Origin of the sequence: uncultured Roseivirga sp. (assembly GCF_963973945.1) — a bacterium.
Taxonomy (GTDB): domain Bacteria; phylum Bacteroidota; class Bacteroidia; order Cytophagales; family Cyclobacteriaceae; genus Roseivirga.
The window spans coordinates 399,559-421,756 of record NZ_CAXBBV010000003.1; the positions used below are offsets into that span (position 1 = coordinate 399,559).

Consider the following 22,198-nt stretch of genomic DNA (forward strand, 5'->3'; position numbering starts at 1 on the left):
GTGTAACGATTTTGTTTTATGTGAGTCTTTCTTACCAAACGGTCGAAACTATGTTTAAAAACTACTTCAAAATTACACTTAGGTCACTTCTGAAAAATAGAGCTTATTCTTTTATCAATGTGTCGGGCTTGGCCATAGGTATGGCTGGGGCACTGCTAATTCTCCACTACGTTACTTTTGAACTTAGCTACGACAACTTTCAAAAAGGTCCAGAGAATATTTACAGGGTAAGCCTCAATATTTTTCAAAACAACGAGGAAGTATTTAATAGTGCCGAAAACTATCCAGGAGTAGGGCCAGCCATGGTGCAAGAGTTTCCAGAGGTGGAAGATTGGGCACACCTCTATAATATGGGGTATAAGAATAATGTGGTAATTACTTACGAAGAAGGGCAAGGTCAGCCTATTAAATTCAAACAGAGAAAATTCCTTTATGCCAGCCCTAATTTCTTATCACTTTTTTCAACTCAAATGCTTTTGGGCGATGCGGAAACCGCACTTGTTGAACCCTTTTCAATTGTAATTTCTGAAAGTACGGCCAAAAAATACTTTGGAAATGAAGACCCAATGGGGAAGCACCTAAGACTAAAGGATGATGACTATAATGATGAGAACTGTGTTGTTACTGGCGTTTATAAAGATTTGCCACCAAACACCCACTTAAAATATGATGTCTTGATTTCTACTGCTACCCTTTATGGTCGCTTTGATGGAGCAATAACAAGGTATAAAACAGGCTGGGGAAGAAAGGACTTTTATACATATATCAAGGTGGCTGATGGTACAAATATCAAAGCTTTAGAGGCCAAGTTCCCCCAAATGATAGACAAGTACAAGCCTGAATTGAAAGGGAATGGGGGAGCGAATATGTTCGCTTTACAGCCGCTCCAAAGAATTCATTTAGACTCGCATTTAGGTGATGAAGCAGAACTGAATGGTAGTGGAGAACCAATAGTTTATCTCTCCATAATTGCCGTTTTTATTGTTTTAATTGCTTGGGTCAATTACATCAATTTAGCTACATCTAGGTCATTGGATAGGGCCAAAGAAGTTGGGATAAGAAAAGTTTTAGGATCACTTCGAAGTCAGTTAGTTCGTCAGTTTATGTTCGAATCTCTGGTGATTAACCTTCTGGCTGTGGTACTCGCCATCATTATTATTGCCTTGGTATTACCAGGCTTCCACAGCATAAGTGGAATTCCCAGGGAAGTTAAAATTTGGGAGAATGACTTGTTGCTTTGGTCACTATTGGCAGCCTTTCTTATAGGCTCATTTGTATCAGGCATTTACCCTGCTTTGGTGTTGTCATCATTTAAGCCCGTCAGTACTTTGAAAGGAAAGTTCAGGAATTCAGGAACTGGTGTTGTGCTTAGAAAAGCGTTGGTAATTTTTCAGTTTGCAGCTTCAACCGCTTTGATTATTGGCACTTTTACAGTGTACAAACAAATGCAGTTTGTGAAAAATGCAGAACTGGGTTTTGAAATGGACCAGATTGTTGTTGTGGAGCGTCCAGCGATCTCAAATGCTGATCCAGAAGGAAGAAACCAACAAATCACCAATTTTGGTGATGGATTAAGGTCAAATTCAAACATAAAAGAGGTAACAAGTAGCGGAATTGTTCCTGGGAAGAAAATTAGGTTTAAAGCAGACGTTCGCGCCTATAATCAACCAGTAGGACAAACATATCCACTTAATTATGTAGGGGCCGATTATGAGTTCATTAAGACCATGGGGATGCACGTAATAGCAGGAAGGGACTTTTCTCGTGATTTTCCTAATGATTTAGATACCGCTGCTTTAGTAACAAGATCTGCCTTGAGGCAACTAGGTTATGAAAATCCTGAAGATATTATTGGTCAAGCAATTGTGGCCGAAAATTTTGGAGCAACGGCTATAGTAATAGGAGTGGTTGAAGATTATAACCATGAATCGTTACGAGAGAAAGCAATTCCTTCAGTGTTTATTCTAAACCCATTTTGGGCTGAATACTTCTTAATTAAAGTTCAAGAAAGCAATATCTCACCAGCCTTATCGGCAATTGAAAGTCAGTGGGAAAGCATTTTTCCTGGAAATCCATTCGAATATTTCTTTCTTGACGAATTCTTTAATCAACAATATAGGTCTGAAGATCAATTTCAATCGCTATTCTCAGTTTTTGCAGTTTTAGCCATTTTTATTGGCTGTATGGGTCTTTTTGGGCTCTCAGCTTTTACCGCTATGAAAAGAACAAAAGAAGTTGGTGTAAGAAAAGTGCTTGGAGCTACTGTGCCGGGCTTGTTTTTCCTTTTATCTAAAGAGTTTATCGTACTTATTCTAGTTTCGAGCGTAATCGCATGGCCATTGATCTATTTAGCAATGGATGGCTGGCTTCAAGGCTTTGAATACCATACGGATATAAACCTGTTGGTATTTATTCTAGCCACGGTACTAATTATTGGAATAGCACTGATTACAGTCAGTTTTCAGACCATCAAATCCGCAAGGCTTAACCCAGTCGATTCACTTCGATATGAATAAGAGAGATTGAAAGAAGGTGGTTTTCTACCTTCTTTTAAAACCTTTTTTATTGCCGAATGAGCGTTTTCCTTTACTCTTATTCTTGACAGGATCATAAGCAGGGCCTTCTCCTAAAAATTCTGGCAAAGCTATTTTACGAACAGGCTTGCCAATTAATTCTTCAATTTTAGAAAACTTGAATTGGTCTTCTTCATTTATAAAAGTTACCGCCTCACCTTCAGAGGATGCCCTAGCCGTACGGCCAATACGATGGATGTAATCTTCCGCATCATTCGGTACATCGTAGTTAATTACCATGTCAATATTATCGATATCGATACCTCTTGAAATTACATCGGTGGCTACTAAAATTTGAAGTTTTCGGCTTTTAAACTCTCGAAGAATATCTTCTCTGTCTTTCTGTTCTAAATCAGAAGAAATGGGTTTGGCGTTCATCTTTTCACGCTGAAGCTCTCTTGTAAGCTCTTTAACTTTCAATTTTGTAGACGCGAAAATCACCAAACTTGGAATATCATTGAAGCGTAGCAAGTGCTTTACTAGTCCGATTTTCTGGCTATTGTAAGTGTTGAATGCCACCTGAACCACCTTTTCGGCTGGTTTAGAAATCGCAATACTGATTTCATGCGGGTCTTGCAAAATGTCTTTGGCCAGCTTCCTAATTTTTGGAGGCATAGTAGCCGAAAACATAAGGTTTTGTCTGTTCTTGGGTAAGAAACCAATGATGCGCATTAGGTCTTCGTAAAAACCCATGTCGAGCATTCGATCGGCTTCATCTAGAATAAGGTGCTCTAAATGGTCAATTTTAGCATAGCCCAAGTTCAGGTGCGAAATGAGTTTTCCTGGTGTGCCCACGATAATATGAGCTCCTGTGGTCAATGCCTTTTTTTCTCTTGAGAATCCATCGCCATCGCCACCTCCATAAATAGGGAGCGAAGTAGCAGGGGTGAAGTAACCAAGTCCTTCTAGTTGCTGATCAATTTGTACGGCAAGTTCTCTGGTGGGGCAAATGATCAGGGTATTGATTTGGCCGTCAGGAATTTCGTTCGAACAGATTTTGTGTAAGATTGGAAGTAAGAAAGCAGCAGTTTTTCCTGTACCGGTTTGGGCAACAGCAATTAAATCTTTGTTTTCAATAATTACTGGGATAGCTTGTTCTTGGATAGGGGTTGGGTTTTCAAAACCCATAGCATCCAAACCTTCCAATACACTTTCGTGGAGATTAAGTTCTTTAAATGTCAAGTGTGATTTATCTTTATGAGACTTAGGGAATTGCCCAAGCCTGTTACAATTTAGATTGAAAATTAAATGAAAAAAGCGGTATATAAAACCAATATTAATTGTGGGAACTGCCTTTCCACTGTTACTCCCTTTTTGAATGATTTAAAAGAAGTGTCTGAATGGTCGGTTGATCTGGCTAGTAAAGATAGGCTATTAACGGTAAAGGCCGAAAATATCAATTCTGACCTTATTATTAAGGCCGTAGAACAAGCTGGTTTTAAGGCAGAAAAAAAGAAATCGGTACTAGGTAAGTTATTTTAATTTTTCTTCCAGAAATAAGGAGAAAGCAACATAAGTACAGTAAATAACTCTAATCTACCCAAAAGCATTAAGAAAGAGAGTAGCCATTTTCCTGGTGTTGGTATATTGTAAAAGTTGTCTAAAGGTCCTACGTTTCCAATCCCTGGCCCTACGTTTCCAAGTGTAGTGGCTACTGCCCCAAAGGCCGTGTCGAAGTCTACATTCATAGTGGAAAGTAAAATCACCCCCAAAATAATAACCAGAATATAAATCATAATAAAAGCCAGTACATTCGATACAACGCCTTGTTCAATGGCTTTTCCGCTTATTCTAACCGGAATTACTGCTGAAGGGTGAAGTTGGCGCTTTAATTCTAAAAAGGAGTTTTTGAACAACACTACATGACGGATAACTTTAACACCACCAGCTGTGGAACCGGCAGAACCACCAACCAATAATAGGATAAAAAACAGAGTGGTAAGAAAAGGTGCCCAAGCAGTATAGTCGGCTGATACAAAACCAGTAGTAGTAATAATTGAAACCACTTGAAAAAGAGAATCTCTGAATGATTTTTCAATTCCGTTTTCAGTAGCAATAAACACCGCTATAGTAACAATTACAGCGATTACAATTGTAAAGATGCTGTAAACGATAAACTCTTCGTTTTTGAATACTTTCTTGAAATTCCTTTTTAGTGCATAGTAGGTAAGTGTAAAGCTTGTGCCTGCCAAAAACATAAACACAATCAATACATACTGAATAAAGGGAGAATCGTAATGAGCTGCACTGGCATTCTTTGTAGAAAACCCACCCGTAGCCATTGTAGTCAACGAATGATTAACGGCATCATAGATGGTCATTCCACCAAAGTAGAGAAGAATTGCCTCAGCAAGTGTTAATCCCACATAAATGAGCCAAAGGCGTTTGGCTGTGTCTTGAATTCTTGGCTGAAGTTTGTCTGGTGTAATGCCAGGTGCTTCTGCCACAAAAAGCTGCATACCACCAATGCCCAAGAAGGGAAGAATAGCAACCGCCAATACAATAATTCCCATCCCACCAATCCACTGGGTAAGGCTTCGCCAAAACAAAATACCTTTTGGAAGAGACTCAATGTCATTAAGAATAGAGGCGCCTGTAGTGGTATACCCCGACATGGTTTCAAAAAAGGCATTCGTAAAATCAGGAATACTATTGCTCAATACAAAGGGCAGAGCACCAAAAATGGACATGAAAATCCATCCGGCCGTAACCACAATATATCCATCGCGTTTTTTGAGTTCTTTATCTGGAAGTTTTCTGGTGAAGAACTTCATTGAAAACCCCACCAATGCCGTAATGGCTGCAGATGTAGCAATGGCTATAAGGTCATGTTCGCCATAATAGATAGATACAGGCAGACAAAGCGCCATAAAGCCAGCATTCATCAGAAGAAGAATACCGAGGACTTTTGAAATGACTTTAATGTTGAACCTCATCTGTCTTTAAAATTATCAAATAAAGTAGGATTCCACTTTGTTGATACTTTCTGGTTTTGAGAGAACTACCACCCTGTCTTTTGGTTGAAATCTAAAATCACCAGGAGTGGTAAAGCCCTTGCCATCTCGAATAACCCCACCAATAATGGCGGTTTTAGGGAATTGAAGGTTTCTTAACTGGTGATGCGTGATTTTAGAACCTTCTTTTACTTCAAACTCTAGAATTTCAGCGTCTACACCATGAATGCTGGTAATGGAAACAATATCACCTTGTCTAATATGGCGGAAGATAAAGTTAGCCGCAATTAACTTTTTGTTGATCATGGTATCTACTCCAATACTCTGAGAAAGGTGAATATAGTCCATGTTCTCCACCATTGCGATGGTTTTCTTTACGCCATTGTTTTTGGCTACTAAGCAGGATATTATATTGGTTTCTGAGTTTCCTGTTACAGCAATAAAGGCATCAATGTCGCTAATTCCTTCTTCGTGAAGCAAGTCTACATTTCTTCCATCTCCATTAATCACCATAGCATCTGGAAGCTGGTCGGCAAGCTCGAAACATTTCTGAGGGTCGCGCTCAATGATTTTTACATTGTAGCGGTTGCTCAATATTTTGGCAGCATGGAACCCAACCCTTGAGCCTCCCAAGATCATTACACTTTTAACAGGCTCTTTTTTCTTAGCGGCTAAGAAGAGTAATTTCTCGACACCATCAGGTTGTGCCACAAAATAGGCGTGATCGTTTACCTGAAATTTAGTGTTTCCGTAGGGAATCAAAGTTTCATCGTGGCGCAATATCGCTACCGTCATAAACTTCTGATCTGGGTTTAACTTAGCTACCTCCATCATGGTTTTGCCATTCAGAGGGCTGTTTTCTTCAATGTTTACCCCAATTAAGGAAAGAAGGCCCTTTTCAAATTCAAAGCTGTCGGTTAAAGCTACTTCTTTCAACAACCTTTTAATTTCTTTGGCGGCAAGAGACTCAGGAGAAATGATATCGTCAATTCCTAAGTGCTTAAGGTTAAGCTTATCTTTTTGATAAAGGAATTCTGTATTTGTGATTCTTGCAATTGTTCTTTTAGCACCAAGGTGTTTGGCAATTATGGCCGTAGCAATATTGGCATCTTCTGAAGATGTAACTGCAATAAGTAAATCTGCTTCTGAAACTCCTGCTTCTTCCAGTACACTGTACGAGGTTGAGTTTCCTTTAATGGTTGAAGCATCTACAGAATTTGATGCAGATTTTAACCTGTCCGCTACTTGATCAATCAATACAATCGTCTGACCTTCAGCACAAAGGAGTTTAGCCAAATGAAACCCCACATTTCCAACACCTGCGATTATTACTCTCATTGTTTCAATTAAAAACCTTCAAAGTTAATCATAATACTAGCTGTGCAAGTAAATGCTTTTAAGGATATGCAAAAAGGATTTCTATCATTTTTGAGGAACTATACTCCCTGACTTTATATGAATGTCCCTTTGAGGGAAAGGGATTTCGACATTGTGCTCTTTAAACTTCTCAAAAATCAGATAGTAAAGCTGACTTTTGAGTATTGTTGGTCGGTTAATGTAAGTACTCGTCCATACCATCAAATCAAAATTCAAAGAGTTATCTCCATATTCAGTAAAGAGTACATCAGGCGCTGGGGTTTGCAACACATCAGGATGACTTTTAGCTATACTTAACAGTATAGATTTAATATGGGCAGGGTCTTCTTTATAAGCGACTCCCACAGGAACATGGAAGCGGATATTTCTCCCACTATGGCTCCAGTTGATTACTGGTTTACTAATGAATTCGGCATTGGGGATGATAATGGAAATATTATCATTGGTACTCACGGTAGTAGCTCTGGAAGAAATCCTGACGATATCACCTGTTACTTGCCCTACTTCAATTCTGTCACCCACTTTAATAGGACGTTCAAAAAGGATAATCAGACCCGAAATGAAATTGTTAGCAATATTCTGAAGGCCAAAACCAATACCTACACCAAGAGCGCCTGCCAATACATTCAGGGAACCTAATTCAATAGTATTCTGAACAATGATAAGTCCACCAATTAAAACAGCAACATATTGAAAAATAGTACCGATGGATTGGTTCACGCCAAGGTCATCGGAATAACGGCTCATGACCTGTTTTACAAAGATGGCCTTGAGCTTTCCACTTAAAAAAACTAGAAGTATTAGAAAGAATAAAACTCTAAGTAATTCGAAAAGCATTAATGGATCTGGTCCATTCTTATTTAGTAATGCAAAATTCAAACTAGAGTCTTTGTCAATTCCTATAGCAGTCAGTGCGATTAACAGACCGAAAAACAGAATAACATACTTGGTGGTATTACCAATTGAGAGAACTGTCTTTCTGTCTTCAATATACTTTCCTAAGATTTTATTAATAAGTAAAGACCTAACCAGATTACCTATTAGGTTAATTAATATCAAGAAAACTATAGGTAGAACGACTTCACTAATCGTAAATTCGAGTCCCAAAAGAGTAATGGGTTCGCTGATTAGCGGGATGTTTTTGTTAATGTAAGAGATTAATCTATCGTAGTTAGATAGCACCTCTTCTAAGTTAGCTTGCATAAGTGGTTACCAATATAACATATTTCTTTACTTGGGTAGTAAAAAAGACGAATCACCATAGCTTAAAAAACGATAACCATTGGTATCTGCTTCTTGATAAACTTTTCGCCAATCTTCTCCAATAAAGGCTGCTACAAGTAAAATAAGCGTGCTTCCAGGCTGATGAAAATTAGTAATCAAACCATCACAAACCCTGAATTGATAGCCAGGGAAAATAAAAATTTCAGTTGTGCCAATTACTTGACTTAATTCGTTTTTGTCCATCCATTTCAGAATGGCAGAAAAGGCTTCTGAACGACTGACTTCATGTTTAGATTGATAAGGCTCTAATTTCTGAATGGAGAAATCTTCATCCCCATTTATTAGTCGAACCCCAAACCAATAAAGGCTTTCTAAAGTACGCATTGAAGTTGTACCAATGGCAATGATATTTCCTTCAGCCTCAACAACACTTTGAATGCTTTGTCTATCTACCACCATTTGTTCCGAATGCATGGGGTGCTCCAATATATTTTCGGTTTTAATAGGCTGAAAAGTACCAGCACTTACGTGGAGCGTAAGAAAGCTCTCTTTGATACCACGGTCAGCCAAAGACTTCAGAATTTCGGGCGTGAAATGCAGACCCGCTGTGGGAGCGGCTACAGCTCCGTCATGCGCTGAGTAAACGGTTTGATAACGTGGTTTGTCATCTTCTTCTGGCTGTCTGTTTAAGTAGGGGGGAAGTGGCACCTTACCAGAAGCTTCAACTATTTCTGAAAACGAAATAGAGTCGTCATTCCAACTGAATTGAATTTGTCGCTTTTCTCGATCGTGAATATTGGCCTGAAGTGTGATTTTATTGTCGTCAATATTCAACTCTCTCACCAAAGGAATGTCTTCCTTCCATTTTTTGACATTGCCAATCATGCATTCCCAAATCACGGTTTCACGCTCTTCCATTACAATACTTAAGATGGGTGAAGGCGAAATGGGTTTGAGTAGAAAAATCTCTATTTGAGCACCAGTCGATTTATGAAAAATCAATCGAGCTGGAATTACTTTAGTGTTATTAAATAAAAGCGTGGATTGATCAGGAATGAGTGCTTCAATGTCTTTAAAATTCTTATGCTCAATTGAGCCATTATGATAATGCAGAAGCTTAGACTGATCTCTTTTGGCTAACGGATATTTAGCAATTCGTTCATCAGGTAGCGAGTAGGTGTAATCGCTCAGGTTAATCTCTTTCTCTGTATTCATCATTTGCGGTGCAATTTATTAAGGCACAATGGTAAATAGGGTATCATCGAAACATTTTTCGGTCTGCGTAGTAGAATTAGTAAATCTTAAACAATCAATATTATGGGAAAAGGAGACATAAAAACCAAGAAAGGCAAAATCGCCAACGGAAGTTTTGGCGTTAACCGTCCTCGGAAAGCGAGTAAAATCGTAAGTCCAAAACCAAAAACAAAGCGCTGAATTAAGCGCTAATCAATTGGACAAATTTATGTGAGGTCGGTATAAATACCGACCTCACTGTTTTCGGGTATTCGAAAGTGTTCACATGATCGGTCGTTTCCGTACACTTTTGGAGTGGTTGATCTCCTCTGTTTCGTTTAATTAATTGATAGTCAAATAGTTTGATCTTTTGGCACATCTATTGGAAAGAAGTTTGCAAGGTTAAAAACAATAAGGTTAAAATTAACCGCCTTTGGTCGGGCGGTAACTCAAAATATCAACAGCAACAACATGAAAAATTTAGGTCAAAAAAACATCTCAGCGTTTATCGCTCTTTTCTTAGCAATTACAATCGTTACTTCGGTTGATGCTAAATCCAATGATTCCAACACCCCAGTAATTGAAGAGGACTTATCCTATTTGGAGGATGTTCAAGAGTATGTTGATGCATACATGGAACCAACTCCAATGGTGTTCGAAGAAGATCCTCAAACAGTAAAAGTTTTCGATGCAGAAGGCAACTTGGTTTTACAAGGTATGGTTTCTGAATTGAGTGAAGAAGGTTTGAGAATTTACAGACAGGCAGATTACTTGTCGTCATTGTATAACACGAAATACTATCGATTAAAATAATAGTATAGCTAGTAGTTTAGTTTAAGGTTGATTAAGGCGATTTCAGACGGAGATCGCCTTGTCTATTTTTATGGGAGGCTATTTAAAACCTATCAACTCAAACCTTACTATATCTCCAGGCTTAAATTGAGCTAATCGGTCTAAATCAGTTGAACTTACATTGGCAATTCTTGGGTAGCCGCCTGTGGTTTGGGCATCTGCCATTAAAACGATGGGTTGACCTGAATTTGTGATTTGTACTGTGCCCGGAATTACGCCTGACGAAATCACTTCTTCCTTTTTGGAATAGCCCTTAAGCGCTTCTTTCAGTCTATACCCCATTCTATTCGAATCTTGACCAATGGTGAAGCGGTCACCAAAAAAGCATTGCTTCTCAACAGCAGAAAAAGCTTCAAATTCGGGTCCGGGATACACTTTTATTGGTGCTTCAATGGATATACTTGGTCTTTCACTTTCAGAAATGGCAATAATAGGCTGTTCTTTACCACGGATAATCTCTAAGATTTGATCTTTGACGATTATACTGTCGGGCGTAGTTTGGGCAGTGTTGGTAGCCGAAGCACTACAACTCCCTAACCAACTTTGAACGTCCCACTTTCCATTAATGGCTAGGTAAGCCCTACAATCTGTAACTGGTTTTCCAAAGCTCAATACATCCCCATGATCAATGTTTATTGTTATGAATAGTGGTATTGTATTTCCGTTAATTTCCACAGAAAGGTTAGCTCCGGTAATTGCAATTTGACATGGGCCTTCGAATTGGATTTTCGGCCCTAGTAAAGTGATTTCTAAAACCGGGGAATTAGCATCGTTGCCAACCAACTGATTGGCAAGTTTAGCCGAAGCTTTGTCCATGGCTCCGTTAATGGGGATGCCTAAATCTTGCACACCTTGTCTACCCAAATCTTGTATGGTAGTTTGTAAACCCGATTTTAGAAAATGTAGCCTAGCCATAATATTCTTCTAAGTTGAATTTACCACTGAAGACTTGTGTCTCTATCTCTTCAAATTCTGAAGAGGAAATGGACTTGAATTTGACAGCATCACCGGCTTTAAAAAGTGTAGGATTATCGGCTTTGGGGTTGAACGTAGGAATAGGAGTGCGACCTATAATTTGCCAGCCACCTGGTGCATTGGCTGGGTAAATTCCAGTTTGCAAACCAGCTAGACCTACTGAGCCCGCCAAAACTTCTTTTCTAGGTTCTGTTTTCCTAGGGCAGAATAATTGTTTGGGTAGACTGCCCAAATAGGCGAAGCCCGCTACAAAACCGAGCATGTATACCTTATAGTTTTCTTGAGAATGTATTTTAATAATTTCTTGCGCATTCAGCCCCGTTTTTTCTTTAACCTCGCCCATATCTAAGGCATAAGGAGTTTCATAGCAAACAGGAATTTCAATGATTTTTGAGTTTAACTCTAGGTCTTTCGATTGGATTTTTGAGTTGAGTTCTTCAATTTGTTTAGAGAGAGTTTTGAACGAAGTGTTCTCACTAAAACCCACTGTTAATGAGCAGTAAGCCGGAATAAGAAAAGTGACTTCTTTGACCTTTTGAAGTTGTTTGTAAAGTAAAAGCACTTGATTGTTGATGGCTTTATTAATTTTCTGCTCAAAATTCACGAGCAAAGCAGAATCACCAAAGCGCACAATTTTCATGGTGTTGAAAAAGCTTTTTGAGTTATTCCGTTTTCTTCGAAACCTAATTTAATGGCTTTTAGAATCTCCACCGCTTGAGGATTGTCGCCATGAATGCAAAAGCTCTGGGCTTTCAGTTCAACCTTTTCGCCATTCAGCGTTTCTGTAAAGCCATTCTTAACAATCGATAATACTTGATTGACAGCGTCTTCTGCACTATGAATTACTGAGTTTTCTTTTGCTCTGCTCATTAGTTTTCCATCAGCTTCATACCTTCTGTCGGCAAAAGCTTCCGCAATGAAAGTCATGCCTTCTGCTTCTACAATTCGTTTTACATGACTTCCCGCTAAACCCATGATCATAAGGGTTGGGTCAATGGATTTAATGGCTTTTACAACGGTTGCGGCTTCGGTTTCATTCTTCGCCATTTCATTATAAAGTGCACCATGAGGTTTTACATATTTCAGTTGCCCACCAGCGCTTTCCACCATTCCTTTTAAAGCGGCTACTTGGTATTTGATGGAAGCAGATAATTCTTGAGCAGATATTTGAATCACCCTTCTACCAAAACCTTGTAAATCTGGATAGCCAGGGTGTGCACCGATTTGAACACCTTGAGCAATGGCCATTTCTATGGTTTTCTGAATATGGTAAGGGTCGCCAGCATGCATGCCACAGGCAATATTGGTAGAGGTAATATGAGGGAAAATAGCCTTATCATTGCCAACTGAAAAGTTGCCGTAGCTTTCTCCCATATCGCAATTGATGTCTATTTGTTTCATTTTTTCATATACTTATGAAGCGATGATAAAGCCGTTTTCTGGACTTTGTTTTTCATCAAACCACTCCAGCCTAAAAGCATTCCAGGCAAGCCCAGTGCCATCGAACACCATTTCCACATATTGAAATGGTCTTTATGGTAAACAATCTTTCCCTCTTCGATGATAAATTCAGCGGTAATTTTGTTATGAATCACGCGTTGGGTTTTACTGAACGGATAAATGGCTGTCCATTGGGCTTTGGCTTTTCCGTTGGTTACATCGAGAATTTTATGGGTCACCGTTAAGTCTTTTCCACCTCTTTCTATTAACATCGACCACATGGAAGTGATCTCTGAGTCATTAAGTCGACCGAAAGCAGGATCTTCGAATACTGCTTGCTTGGCATAGCAGGCATTCATGGCTTCGGTATTTTTTTGAGCAAAAGCAGTATAAAATCTATCGATCAGTGCTAGGTTTTCTTGTATCGACATAAGGCAGTGGGGTTAAATTTCACTCAATATAACCTTCTTTCTTGAACCAATTGTAGGCTCTACCAATAGCATCTTTTACTGTAAGATCAGGTTCGTAACCCAATTCTTCTTTTGCTTTACTTCCATCTAAATGCTGACCATAAGCTAAAATGGCTATTGCTGTTGAAGAAACAGCAGGAGGGTTACCCCTAAAAAGCGTATATTTTATTTCTTGCGATTTAGCAATGAACTTGGCCATGTTCAAAGGAATGGTCTTTTTAATCATTGGAACTTGAGCAATCTCACAAGTCATCTTAATGATTTCTTCAATAGAAGTATTTTCACCAGTAATAAGGTAGCGTTCTCCAAAACGGCCTTTTTCTAAAGCCAATAACAAACCTCTGGCCGCATCGCCTGCATAAACCGCATTTCGAAGTCCATTAACGTAGGCAGGGATTTCTTCATTGGCTACATCTCGAATCAACTGGCCTGTAGTGGGGGTGTGATCATGTTCGCCAAAAGTCATGGTCGGAATTCCAATAACGAGCGGAAGGCCATGTTCAGCGTTCATTTTTGCCATATTGTCCATCAACCACTTCACTCTTAAATAGGCGTTAGTGCTTTCTGGTTCTTGAGGGTAATCGAGACTCTCGTTGCCCAATCCATGAGGATTTTTAGGCAGTACAATAGAGCCTCCTACATAGAGTGCTCGGTTTACTTTTGCTTCTCGAACACCATCGATAAAAAACTGCATTTGCAAACGAGCAGTTTTAATTTCTTGGGCCAAAGGTTTGGGAACTGTAGGGTAGTAGCCAGCGCAATTGGCTACGTAATCGAGCCTTTCCATCGCTCGAATCATGCTGCCTCTGTCATTGAGGTCTGCAATTCGGCTTTCGAATTGGAGGTCTTTAATATGGGATAGATTGGAATTTTTACGATGAATGATCACCACTTCATATTGCCGTAACTGAGCGGCTATGGCCAAATGGTGGCCCAACATACCTGTGCCACCAATAATGCCAATTTTCATAATGTAAGGGAAGTAGTGAGATTAAAAGATCAGTATTTAAAGTTGAAAGGATAAGGAAGATTAGTCTTCATCATCATCTTCGTCCTCATCGTCTGCAATGTCGAAGCCAGTGCTTTCATCTTCTTCATCGTCAGCATGCTTTTCTTCATATTCCTCTTTGATTTCATCTTTAAGGTTACCGTCATCATCGTAGTCATCATCATCTTCAATGATCTGTTGAGCTTCTTCAACGGTCATTCGAACGAGGTAATATTTTTCCTCTGTTTCAAATGGTAAGGCAGATACACGTTTACCTTCTTTGTTGGTAAAGTAAATAAGATGGTCTTCAAAACCTTCGGGATACTCAAGCTTAATTTGCTCTTGGATTTCTATGTCCAATTTGTCAAAGTCTTTAATTACCCGTGGCTTGGAACTGGGAGCGCTCATAGTTTATTTCTGATTCAATTTTAAGGCAATTTCTATTTAAAAGTTAAAAAGTCAAGGGGTAGGGCAAATAAAAAGAGAATATATGCTTGTTGAACGTGAATACTCGTGTTTGTACATTGATTTACAACATTAGTGGTAGGTATGTGGCATTCTGTTCCAACAGCCTTCGTTCAATAGCCTGTAGGATTTTGTAGATCAGACAGCTTTTGAAATGTATTAACGCAACACAGCCCAAGGTTTAAACTTTGGGCTATTGTGCTAGATGTCAATTCTTCTGAATGGAGTTATCCATTTCATTTTACCTGCCTAGCAACAATTTTTAACTGTTGCTCTCTTTCAAACCTTTCCAAACCAAACTGAATGAGCAGTTCTATTAATTCAGAGTAACTCACTCCTGTAGCTTCCCACATTTTAGGATACATACTGATAGGAGTAAAACCCGGAAGGGTATTGATTTCATTGATCATAATTATGCCGTCAGTGCTGATAAAGAAATCAACCCGCGCTAAGCCTTCACAACCCAGTGTAGCATAGGCTTTTTTAGCAGTTTCTCTTACTTCTAAAATTTGCTCATCGGTTAGTTTTGCTGGAATGTGTGTGCTCGAAGCGTCTTTGCTTACATATTTCGATTCGAAATCATAAAAACCAGCGGTGTTCACAATTTCTCCGGGTAATGAAGCTTGAGGTTTTTCATTGCCCATTACTGCTACTTCGATTTCACGCCCGTTAATATTTTGCTCAATCAGTACTTTACTGTCATATGCAAGGGCATCTTTTAAGGCTGTTTCAAACTCTGTTTTAGAATTGACTTTATGGACACCTACGGAAGAACCTAGATTGGCAGGTTTAATGAATAACGGCAATCCCAGTTCTTGTTTTACTTTCTCAAAATTGGGCTGGTGTGTCCATGTGGCGCAAACGTAAGGAGCTATCGGAATATTGGCATCTCGCAATAAACGCTTGGTCACATCCTTATCCATGCAAGTAGAAGAGGCTAAAACGCCACAGCCTACAAAGGCTACATTGAGCATTTTCAACAAACCTTGTATGGTTCCGTCTTCACCAAAAACACCATGAAGCACAGGGAAAACAATGTCGATTTCTTGTAAGATTTTTCCAGTTCCGTTTTCTAATATGGAGGCACTGTTTTTTCCTTGTGTTAGCGTAATAGGTGTGCCATTATTGGAATGAACATCTTCTGAGTTCTGTAAAAACCAGTGGCCTTCAATGTCTATTTTTAGAGGAATAACTTGATACAAGTCTCTATTGATATTTTTTAATATTCCTTGAGCGGAAATAAGCGAGATTTCATGTTCGGTAGATCGGCCTCCGAAAACAACTGCAACTCTAATTTTTGACATCGAAATGGTTTGAAAAATGTTTACGTGAATAACGCCAAGAGAACTAAATATTCATATTTGTTTAAGAAATTTTTCAGGGTAGACAGGAAAAATAAAATCTACTTATTTGTTATTTTCTGGCTTTAACTGAACGTCCCTTTTATTAACAGGCCACGATAGTGAATTAATTGGGTTTACTTTTTCTGAAGCTCTAACCTTCAAATTGTAGAGAGTAGCGCTTAATCGCTTTCTGATTCGACTAATGATAATACTGTTGATATTGATCACCATTTTTTGATCTTGATAAACACCCAAATAGTTGACCTTTACATCGTTATTACCATGCTTTTGTAACTTCCATTGTGCGGAATAGAAATCGACCAAATCGTAGTCTTCGTTTCGATCATATTCTCTTATTTGAGTAGACTTTGTATGAAAGGATTCATTTTCAAACCGAACATCTACTTTTACTCGACCTGTTTTCTTAACAAAGAGCCAAGGAATATCTACAAAGAAATCGAAAATAAATGAAGAGTCTTGTTTGTCTACCAATAGCATTTTCGATTTGCTTTCACCTTCTACCCAGTCGTAGCCATCTACATCTAAAATGAGGTTCATTACTTCATAGATACTAGAATTCTCAATAATAAAAGAACCTCTTAAGGCCTCGTATCCATCACCTAAAGTATCCAGTTGAGTCATGGTAATGCCTTTGTGTTCCCATGTTTTTTGAGAGAAGGCATTAGCTGAAAATAAAAGAAGAAGAAATGAAGTAACTAAAAGTCGTTGCATAGTTTTATTATGGTGCCAAGATAACGGTTTTGAAGAGTTTAGGGCAAATATTTGAGAAAAGGGTTTTTAGCTTTTACTTTTTATCTTGCTGAGATGAAATCAAAACTGTGGAGCTTACTTTTTTGGATGGTGATTGCTGCGGCCTTTATTGGACCTGGCACCGTAACTACAGCGGCTGCCGCTGGTGCCGGTTATGGTTATAGCTTACTTTGGGCATTGGTGTTTTCGGTTTTTGCCTGTATCATTTTACAAGAGTCTGCTGCTAGAATTACCATTGCTTCTGAACTCAGCTTGGGCGAAGCAATTAAGGATAGGTTTAAGTCACAAAAAGTAGCACTGAGTATTGGAGTTGCTATATTTTTAGGTTGTGCGGCTTATGAAGCGGGCAATATTCTAGGGGCTATTTCTGGTGTTGCGCTAATTTTCACTGGTATAAAACCTTCCGTTTTTACTTTGATTATTGTAGGGGTAAGCACTCTTGTATTGTGGAGCGGTAAAACTCAAACAGTAGCCAATATTATGGGTGTTGTGGTGGCCATTATGGGAGTCGCTTTTCTGATTTCGGGCTTAAGCACTCCGATTAATGGAACTGATTTATTGAAAGGAGCTTTCATTCCTTCTTTACCCGAAGGTTCTGTTTTGATCACTTTAGGCTTGGTCGGAACCACCATTGTGCCTTATAATATTTTTATGGGGTCGGGCTTGGCGAAAGGGCAAAGCTTGTCTTTTATGCGTTTTGGTTTGGTACAGGCCATTTTAATTGGCGGATTGATCTCTACGGCTATTTTATTGGCGGGAGCTTCGGTAGTCGGGGAATTCAGCTTTGAAAATTTAGCCGCTACCTTAACCAATAACAATGGTGTTTGGATGTCCTATACGTTTGCAATTGGCCTTTTTGCAGCAGGATTTACTTCCAGCATAACAGCACCATTAGCAGCAGCCATTACTTTAAAGAGTGTGGCCAAAAGTGAAAAAGGTTGGGAAGCCAATGGCTTAAAATATAGATTGGCTTGGGGCAGTGTAATGCTCACGGGCTTGGTTTTTGGTGTAACGGGGGTGAAGCCCATTCCTGTAATAATTTTAGCCCAAGCAGGCAACGGGTTGATCCTTCCCGTGATCGCTATTTTTCTTTGGCTGATCTGTAATAATTCAACTTACCTCAAAGTACATAGGAATGGGTTTGGAATGAATTTAGCCATGTTGATTACTGTTTTTGTTGCCAGTGTTTTGGGTTTTATCAATGTTTTCAAGGCGGGTTACGCTGCAGTAGGAAGTAGTTTTGCTTTTGAGGGTTTAAATCAAATGGCTATTCTTGCCTTGTCGCTTTTGGTTACTTTTTTGGCGGGCTGGAAAGTGATGAAAGAGAGGTCACAATAGCTTATTCAACTAGTGAAAATTTTACTAAAAATGGTTTCAAGAATTTCTTTTTGTCTGTTCATGGTACTGGTTTCTGTAGTACTGTTCAGTATGCAACTTCCAAATGTCCATCAATTAAAACACGCTCCAAAACTTACGGTTACCGAACTTGATTTTGGAACAGAAGCCGTTACATTCTGTATGCACGAAGGTGTCAAAATTAGATTTAAACTGACTTTGGATGAATTCAAAACTGAGGATGTAATAGTAAAGAAATCAAAAGGCGAGGTAGACTTGAAAACTTGGGAAGCCGAAACGTTTACCTACTTAATCAACCCTAAAGCGGAAGCCTTTGAGTTGGAGGTTTGGGTTAAGATGAAAGATGTAAACCAAATCCAAGTGCCCTTAGTAAATGGGAAGGTGGCGGCTTATGATGCCTCAGGTATTTATAATACAACAAATGCTAAATGGAAGCCGATCAGTGAAGTTTATCAAGTCGATGGAGATTATGTGAAATTGATTTCTAACTGGAAACTATTTGGCCGTATTTGTGAGTAAATCTTGGACTTTCAGTGCAAAAAGGTAATGTTAGCTTAATACGAATTGATAGAGATTAATCATGCAATGCATGAAATATCGCTTAATTTTGCACAAAAAAAGAAAGTGATATGAAGCTGTGGAGATTAGCAGTGGTAGTGTGTTTTTTGGTGACGGCCTGTGGAGGAGGAGATACTCCAGCCCCAACTCCCGTGATAGAAACCCCAAATTACGATGCTTGCTTGCCAGAAGTTGGAGAGAGTACTTTAGAAGTGGTGACTTGGAATGTTGAAAATTTCCCGGTGCACACCAATACTGCCATGGTAACATCACCTAAACCGAAAGAAGATGTTTCAAAATCCATCCCCATCCTGATCTTCAAATCCATCGAATTGGAAAGGTAATTGGCCATCACTGCCAACGTAATGCGGTCGGATACAGCGTACATTGCACCAAGCATGTGCATATCCATTCTCATGGCTTGCGGGGAAGCCATGTACCTTAAAGACAGCATCATTAGACACGGAATTTGTACCAGAAATAATACCTTTCATCCACATAGGCATATACCTGTAAGAGAACATTAGCTCTCCTTTCTTGTGGTAGTGATCTCCCATTACACTAATTGGAGGATGACCGTCCAGCTTTGTTGCTGTCGATTCATTTTCTTGTTCGAAAACATTTGCGCTTTATAATCATATTGCTACTTTATTACAGATATATTTTTGTGCTATTTTCACTATTTAATTTATTTAAATTAAATAGTGCCCGTTGACAGAGCAATTTATCTTTATCAACTATACCAATATCTTGCTCTGCCCCAGGACTTATTATTCTAATAGCTTTTAGTTTTATATAGTTAGTTTTTTAATGTATACTCACCTTCAAGTCTAATATTAACCTCAATAGGCTCATTTGAATCATTTCTAAAATACCATCCTTGTGGTCCTTCGAAAGGAGCTAATAAGCTACCGGCCATATTGTTTGAATATCCAAGGGTATAACTCTCGTAGTATGTCTGTTTTGACTTTTCTTTCTGTTTCACTTCTCCGTGAAAATCAATATAAACCAAGCCACTATTTGTTACCCATTCATACTTTATTTTACCATGTTTCAGCATGTCAAACTTGTACTCGATTCCTTTTTTCGCAGGAACTGTAATTGTTATTTCATCAGTTCTAACAGGTATTTTTTGGCTAGGAGCTGGAAGATTTACTTCTACAGGAACTGGTACATTTTTACCAGATCCTACTTTTTCTAACTTCACCAAAGGCAAACTACCTCGGTCGGTAGAAACCTCTACATTTTCACTACCCTCATCAGGTATGTAAAGTTTATCAAAACCTAAAGCTTTACCTGCCCCCGTAGGGTCAAGTCCATATTCCGCAGGCATTACTGCTATTACCAATACAAACACACCAATAATTGCTGATATTATAGTGGCGCGAATTAATTGTTTTTTGTTTAAAATTTCTTGTTGCATGATTCTATAATTATGAAGTAAAAAATCCAGTTAACTGAAAGCCAAGTAGTAAAAAACCAGCGGCCATTAGTAGAGTATTTGTAAGTGTTGCAAAACGCATAAAACTTTTTTGCTTTCTCCAAACACTTATAACAATCAATACTATTGCAAGTGCGAGAAATTGACCAATCTCTACACCAATATTAAAACCTATTAAGTTCGTGAATAGCCCAGTTCGGTCAAACTGAAACTCTTGCAGTTTACTTGCTAGTCCAAAACCATGAAATAAACCAAATAATAACACGGCAGCTTTGGTGTTTGGCTGTTTACCAAAAAATCGCTTAAAACCGCCTAGGTTATCGAATCCTTTGTAAACAATAGATAAAGCAATAATCGCATCTATTAAATATGCGTTAATTGCCATATCGGTCATTACGCCTATCAACAATGTTGTGCTGTGACCAATGGTGAACATACTCACGTAGAGTAGAATCTCTTTTGTACGGTACAAGAAGAAAATTACACCTACCAGAAAGAGTAAATGATCATATCCTGTAATCATATGTTTTGCTCCTATATAGAGGAAAGGTATAAATGCAACACCACTGTTTCCAGACAAAAAGGTTTGAGTATTTTCATCCACTCCATGTGCATAAACTTGTGTCCCTAAAAAACTGAATAGAGCGAACAGTGCTAAAGTCACTGTCTTTCTATTCTGAAAGACAGTGAACATTTGTGTAAATAACTTATCCAGCTTAATGTGCATGTCCGTGATCTTTTACTTGTCTCAAACTATCCAGTCTTCTGGCTTCCTTAGCCTCTTGTTCCTCATATGAATTGTCTTCCGGAACTTCTTTTTCAATAGGTTGTACTTCTTGCTTTTTCTCTTGTTTAGTTTCATTTGATTTATTTCCATTGCAAGCACTTAGCATAAGAAGGGCAACGACAGGTATTAACATTAACTTTTTCATAATTTTATTCTTTTAGATTTAATTGATTATTCTTCTTCTGAATTGATTTTAGCTGAGATTATGGCATAGGCATTTCCAACAACCCAATCTTGTCCTTCAATTGAGTCCATCCCTGGAATTTCAACTGCCGTATAGCCATCCGCAATTGTTCCTGTTTTTATTGGAACCAGCTCAAAGAAATAGTTGTCATTAGTTTTTGATACTAATCTTATCAAGAAGTCATTGCCATTGTATTTTACAATGGCCTCTGAAGGAACAGTATTCTGCTGGGCTGCATTGGTTTCAACTAATGCTTTTACATACATACCAGGTAAGACTCCTTTTTGATCTCCATCCGCTATATGACAATGAACTGGTACAATCCTATCATCTGAACTCGCTTTCCCTACTAGAAACACAGTGGCCTTACGTTTATATCCGCTTTCATTCCCCTGCGAAAAGCGTAATTCTTGCCCTTCTTGTATTTGTGAAATATCCTTTTCATAGGCATTTAAAACGACATGAAGCTCGCTAGTATTCACTATTTCAAATAGGACATCCTTTGGATTTACATAATTGCCTAAGTTGAAATTACTGGTCTTTATAAAACCATTAATCGGTGAATACACGCTTGCCTTGCGACTTATTTCACCTTTTTTTAGAAAGTTAATATTAATGCCAATAAGCTTTAAGGTCTCTTCAATTCCTTTAATTCTGGCTTGAAGGATTTTATAATCAGAAGAAACTTTTTGAAAAGTCTTTGCTGAGTTAACATCCTGATCTCTGAGCTTCTGTTGCCTTTTGTATTCTTCCTCCAGGTATTCCAATTGACCTAAACTTTCCAAATATTGTTGCTGTAGTTCAATGAATTTCGGGTCTTCAAGCACTGCTAACCGCTGACCTTTGGTTACCTTTTCACCAGGCAAAAGGGCGGGTGTTGTAAGATACCCACCCAGAGGTGCTGACAGAGTTGCTATTCCACTGGGTTCAATTTCCACTTCCCCATTCAGTTTGAGTAAATTACTCAAGCTTCTCTTTTCGGTTTTACCCATTGAAATGGCGGCAAGCTCATATTGAGCCTTTGTAAAAATCACTTGATTATTACCCGTCTGGTCACTTATTGATTCTGCCGATTCAGTTGGTTCTGTTTCCGGAGTATCATTTTTAGTGCTTTCACAAGCCATGAATACATTCATGGCTATCACTATTAGAAATGCATTTTTTATATTGATTTTCATTTTTTTCTATCTTTTAATGTTAATTCACT

At 38.6% G+C, this 22,198-nt stretch carries 24 protein-coding genes; 6 read left to right on the forward strand and 18 right to left on the reverse strand.

Translation table 11 applies throughout. From position 1 onward, the window contains the following. Positions 1 to 50: 50 nt before the first annotated feature. Positions 51 to 2,516, forward strand: a complete 2,466-nt coding sequence (locus AAC026_RS08175) for an ABC transporter permease (RefSeq protein WP_339696856.1) — start codon at positions 51 to 53, stop codon at positions 2,514 to 2,516. Positions 2,517 to 2,540: 24 nt separating this feature from the next. Here the strand turns inward: AAC026_RS08175 and AAC026_RS08180 are convergent, their stop codons facing one another. Further along, positions 2,541 to 3,755 (reverse strand): DEAD/DEAH box helicase, encoded by a 1,215-nt coding sequence (locus tag AAC026_RS08180; protein WP_339696859.1) that lies wholly within the window; start codon positions 3,753 to 3,755, stop codon positions 2,541 to 2,543. Positions 3,756 to 3,821: 66 nt separating this feature from the next. On the opposite strand from AAC026_RS08180, the gene AAC026_RS08185 reads away from it, so the two are divergent. Beyond that, positions 3,822 to 4,055 (forward strand): heavy-metal-associated domain-containing protein, encoded by a 234-nt coding sequence (locus AAC026_RS08185; protein WP_339696861.1) that lies wholly within the window; start codon positions 3,822 to 3,824, stop codon positions 4,053 to 4,055. Here AAC026_RS08185 and AAC026_RS08190 read toward each other — a convergent pair. From AAC026_RS08190 to AAC026_RS08205, 4 genes are all read right to left on the reverse strand, one after another. After that, positions 4,052 to 5,509, reverse strand: a complete 1,458-nt coding sequence (locus tag AAC026_RS08190) for a TrkH family potassium uptake protein (protein WP_339607056.1) — start codon at positions 5,507 to 5,509, stop codon at positions 4,052 to 4,054. The two genes, AAC026_RS08185 and AAC026_RS08190, sit on opposite strands and share 4 nt — an antisense overlap. A gap of 15 nt (positions 5,510 to 5,524) precedes the next feature. Continuing rightward, a complete protein-coding gene (gene trkA, locus AAC026_RS08195; RefSeq protein ID WP_339607055.1) occupies positions 5,525 to 6,865 on the reverse strand; it encodes a Trk system potassium transporter TrkA in 1,341 nt (446 codons plus the stop codon). A gap of 84 nt (positions 6,866 to 6,949) precedes the next feature. Next, positions 6,950 to 8,107 carry a mechanosensitive ion channel domain-containing protein gene (locus AAC026_RS08200; protein ID WP_339696863.1) on the reverse strand — a complete coding sequence of 386 codons (1,158 nt, stop codon included), beginning with the start codon at positions 8,105 to 8,107 and terminating at the stop codon, positions 6,950 to 6,952. Between the two features lie 27 nt (positions 8,108 to 8,134). Continuing rightward, positions 8,135 to 9,346 (reverse strand): S-adenosylmethionine:tRNA ribosyltransferase-isomerase, encoded by a 1,212-nt coding sequence (locus AAC026_RS08205; RefSeq protein WP_339696866.1) that lies wholly within the window; start codon positions 9,344 to 9,346, stop codon positions 8,135 to 8,137. 99 nt (positions 9,347 to 9,445) lie between these two features. Here AAC026_RS08205 and AAC026_RS08210 point away from each other — a divergent pair, with 99 nt between their 5' ends. Beyond that, positions 9,446 to 9,562 (forward strand): 30S ribosomal protein THX, encoded by a 117-nt coding sequence (locus AAC026_RS08210; RefSeq protein WP_071426786.1) that lies wholly within the window; start codon positions 9,446 to 9,448, stop codon positions 9,560 to 9,562. 270 nt (positions 9,563 to 9,832) lie between these two features. Then, a complete protein-coding gene (locus tag AAC026_RS08215) occupies positions 9,833 to 10,174 on the forward strand; it encodes a hypothetical protein (protein ID WP_339696869.1) in 342 nt (113 codons plus the stop codon). 78 nt (positions 10,175 to 10,252) lie between these two features. Here the strand turns inward: AAC026_RS08215 and AAC026_RS08220 are convergent, their stop codons facing one another. The 8 genes from AAC026_RS08220 to AAC026_RS08255 form a co-directional block, all read right to left on the reverse strand. Further along, positions 10,253 to 11,128, reverse strand: coding sequence for a biotin-dependent carboxyltransferase family protein (locus AAC026_RS08220; RefSeq protein ID WP_339696872.1), 876 nt, complete (start codon positions 11,126 to 11,128; stop codon positions 10,253 to 10,255). After that, positions 11,121 to 11,828 carry a 5-oxoprolinase subunit PxpB gene (pxpB, locus tag AAC026_RS08225; protein WP_339696875.1) on the reverse strand — a complete coding sequence of 236 codons (708 nt, stop codon included), beginning with the start codon at positions 11,826 to 11,828 and terminating at the stop codon, positions 11,121 to 11,123. The genes AAC026_RS08220 and pxpB overlap by 8 nt, the downstream gene beginning before the upstream one ends. Then, complete coding sequence (locus tag AAC026_RS08230; protein ID WP_339696878.1) at positions 11,825 to 12,589, reverse strand: 5-oxoprolinase subunit PxpA; 765 nt, start codon at positions 12,587 to 12,589, stop codon at positions 11,825 to 11,827. Before AAC026_RS08230 ends, pxpB begins: the two co-directional genes overlap by 4 nt. Beyond that, positions 12,586 to 13,059 carry a nuclear transport factor 2 family protein gene (locus tag AAC026_RS08235; protein WP_339696881.1) on the reverse strand — a complete coding sequence of 158 codons (474 nt, stop codon included), beginning with the start codon at positions 13,057 to 13,059 and terminating at the stop codon, positions 12,586 to 12,588. The genes AAC026_RS08230 and AAC026_RS08235 overlap by 4 nt, the downstream gene beginning before the upstream one ends. 19 nt (positions 13,060 to 13,078) lie before the next feature. Next, positions 13,079 to 14,068, reverse strand: a complete 990-nt coding sequence (locus tag AAC026_RS08240) for an NAD-dependent epimerase/dehydratase family protein (RefSeq protein WP_339696884.1) — start codon at positions 14,066 to 14,068, stop codon at positions 13,079 to 13,081. Positions 14,069 to 14,128: 60 nt separating this feature from the next. After that, a complete protein-coding gene (locus tag AAC026_RS08245) occupies positions 14,129 to 14,494 on the reverse strand; it encodes a hypothetical protein (protein ID WP_339696886.1) in 366 nt (121 codons plus the stop codon). A gap of 293 nt (positions 14,495 to 14,787) precedes the next feature. Further along, positions 14,788 to 15,855: a D-alanine--D-alanine ligase family protein gene (locus tag AAC026_RS08250; RefSeq protein WP_339696889.1), complete on the reverse strand. Its 1,068-nt coding sequence runs from the start codon at positions 15,853 to 15,855 to the stop codon at positions 14,788 to 14,790. 102 nt (positions 15,856 to 15,957) lie between these two features. Next, a complete protein-coding gene (locus tag AAC026_RS08255) occupies positions 15,958 to 16,626 on the reverse strand; it encodes a hypothetical protein (protein ID WP_339696892.1) in 669 nt (222 codons plus the stop codon). A gap of 93 nt (positions 16,627 to 16,719) precedes the next feature. On the opposite strand from AAC026_RS08255, the gene AAC026_RS08260 reads away from it, so the two are divergent. Both AAC026_RS08260 and AAC026_RS08265 read left to right on the forward strand, forming a co-directional pair. Beyond that, a complete protein-coding gene (locus tag AAC026_RS08260; protein WP_339696895.1) occupies positions 16,720 to 18,003 on the forward strand; it encodes a divalent metal cation transporter in 1,284 nt (427 codons plus the stop codon). A 30-nt stretch (positions 18,004 to 18,033) separates the two neighbouring features. Next, positions 18,034 to 18,540 (forward strand): hypothetical protein, encoded by a 507-nt coding sequence (locus AAC026_RS08265; RefSeq protein WP_339696898.1) that lies wholly within the window; start codon positions 18,034 to 18,036, stop codon positions 18,538 to 18,540. A gap of 208 nt (positions 18,541 to 18,748) precedes the next feature. Here the strand turns inward: AAC026_RS08265 and AAC026_RS08270 are convergent, their stop codons facing one another. The 5 genes from AAC026_RS08270 to AAC026_RS08290 all read right to left on the reverse strand — a co-directional run bounded on the left by AAC026_RS08270 (position 18,749) and on the right by AAC026_RS08290 (position 22,169). Beyond that, positions 18,749 to 19,036, reverse strand: coding sequence for a hypothetical protein (locus AAC026_RS08270; RefSeq protein ID WP_339696901.1), 288 nt, complete (start codon positions 19,034 to 19,036; stop codon positions 18,749 to 18,751). A gap of 342 nt (positions 19,037 to 19,378) precedes the next feature. Then, complete coding sequence (locus tag AAC026_RS08275; protein WP_339696903.1) at positions 19,379 to 20,002, reverse strand: hypothetical protein; 624 nt, start codon at positions 20,000 to 20,002, stop codon at positions 19,379 to 19,381. A gap of 10 nt (positions 20,003 to 20,012) precedes the next feature. Next, positions 20,013 to 20,747 carry a HupE/UreJ family protein gene (locus tag AAC026_RS08280; protein WP_339696906.1) on the reverse strand — a complete coding sequence of 245 codons (735 nt, stop codon included), beginning with the start codon at positions 20,745 to 20,747 and terminating at the stop codon, positions 20,013 to 20,015. Beyond that, positions 20,737 to 20,952 carry a hypothetical protein gene (locus AAC026_RS08285; protein WP_339696908.1) on the reverse strand — a complete coding sequence of 72 codons (216 nt, stop codon included), beginning with the start codon at positions 20,950 to 20,952 and terminating at the stop codon, positions 20,737 to 20,739. Before AAC026_RS08285 ends, AAC026_RS08280 begins: the two co-directional genes overlap by 11 nt. Positions 20,953 to 20,978: 26 nt before the next feature. Then, the gene (locus tag AAC026_RS08290) at positions 20,979 to 22,169 is read right to left on the reverse strand and encodes an efflux RND transporter periplasmic adaptor subunit (protein ID WP_339696911.1); all 1,191 of its coding nucleotides are present in this window, start codon (positions 22,167 to 22,169) and stop codon (positions 20,979 to 20,981) included. Positions 22,170 to 22,198 lie beyond the last annotated feature (29 nt).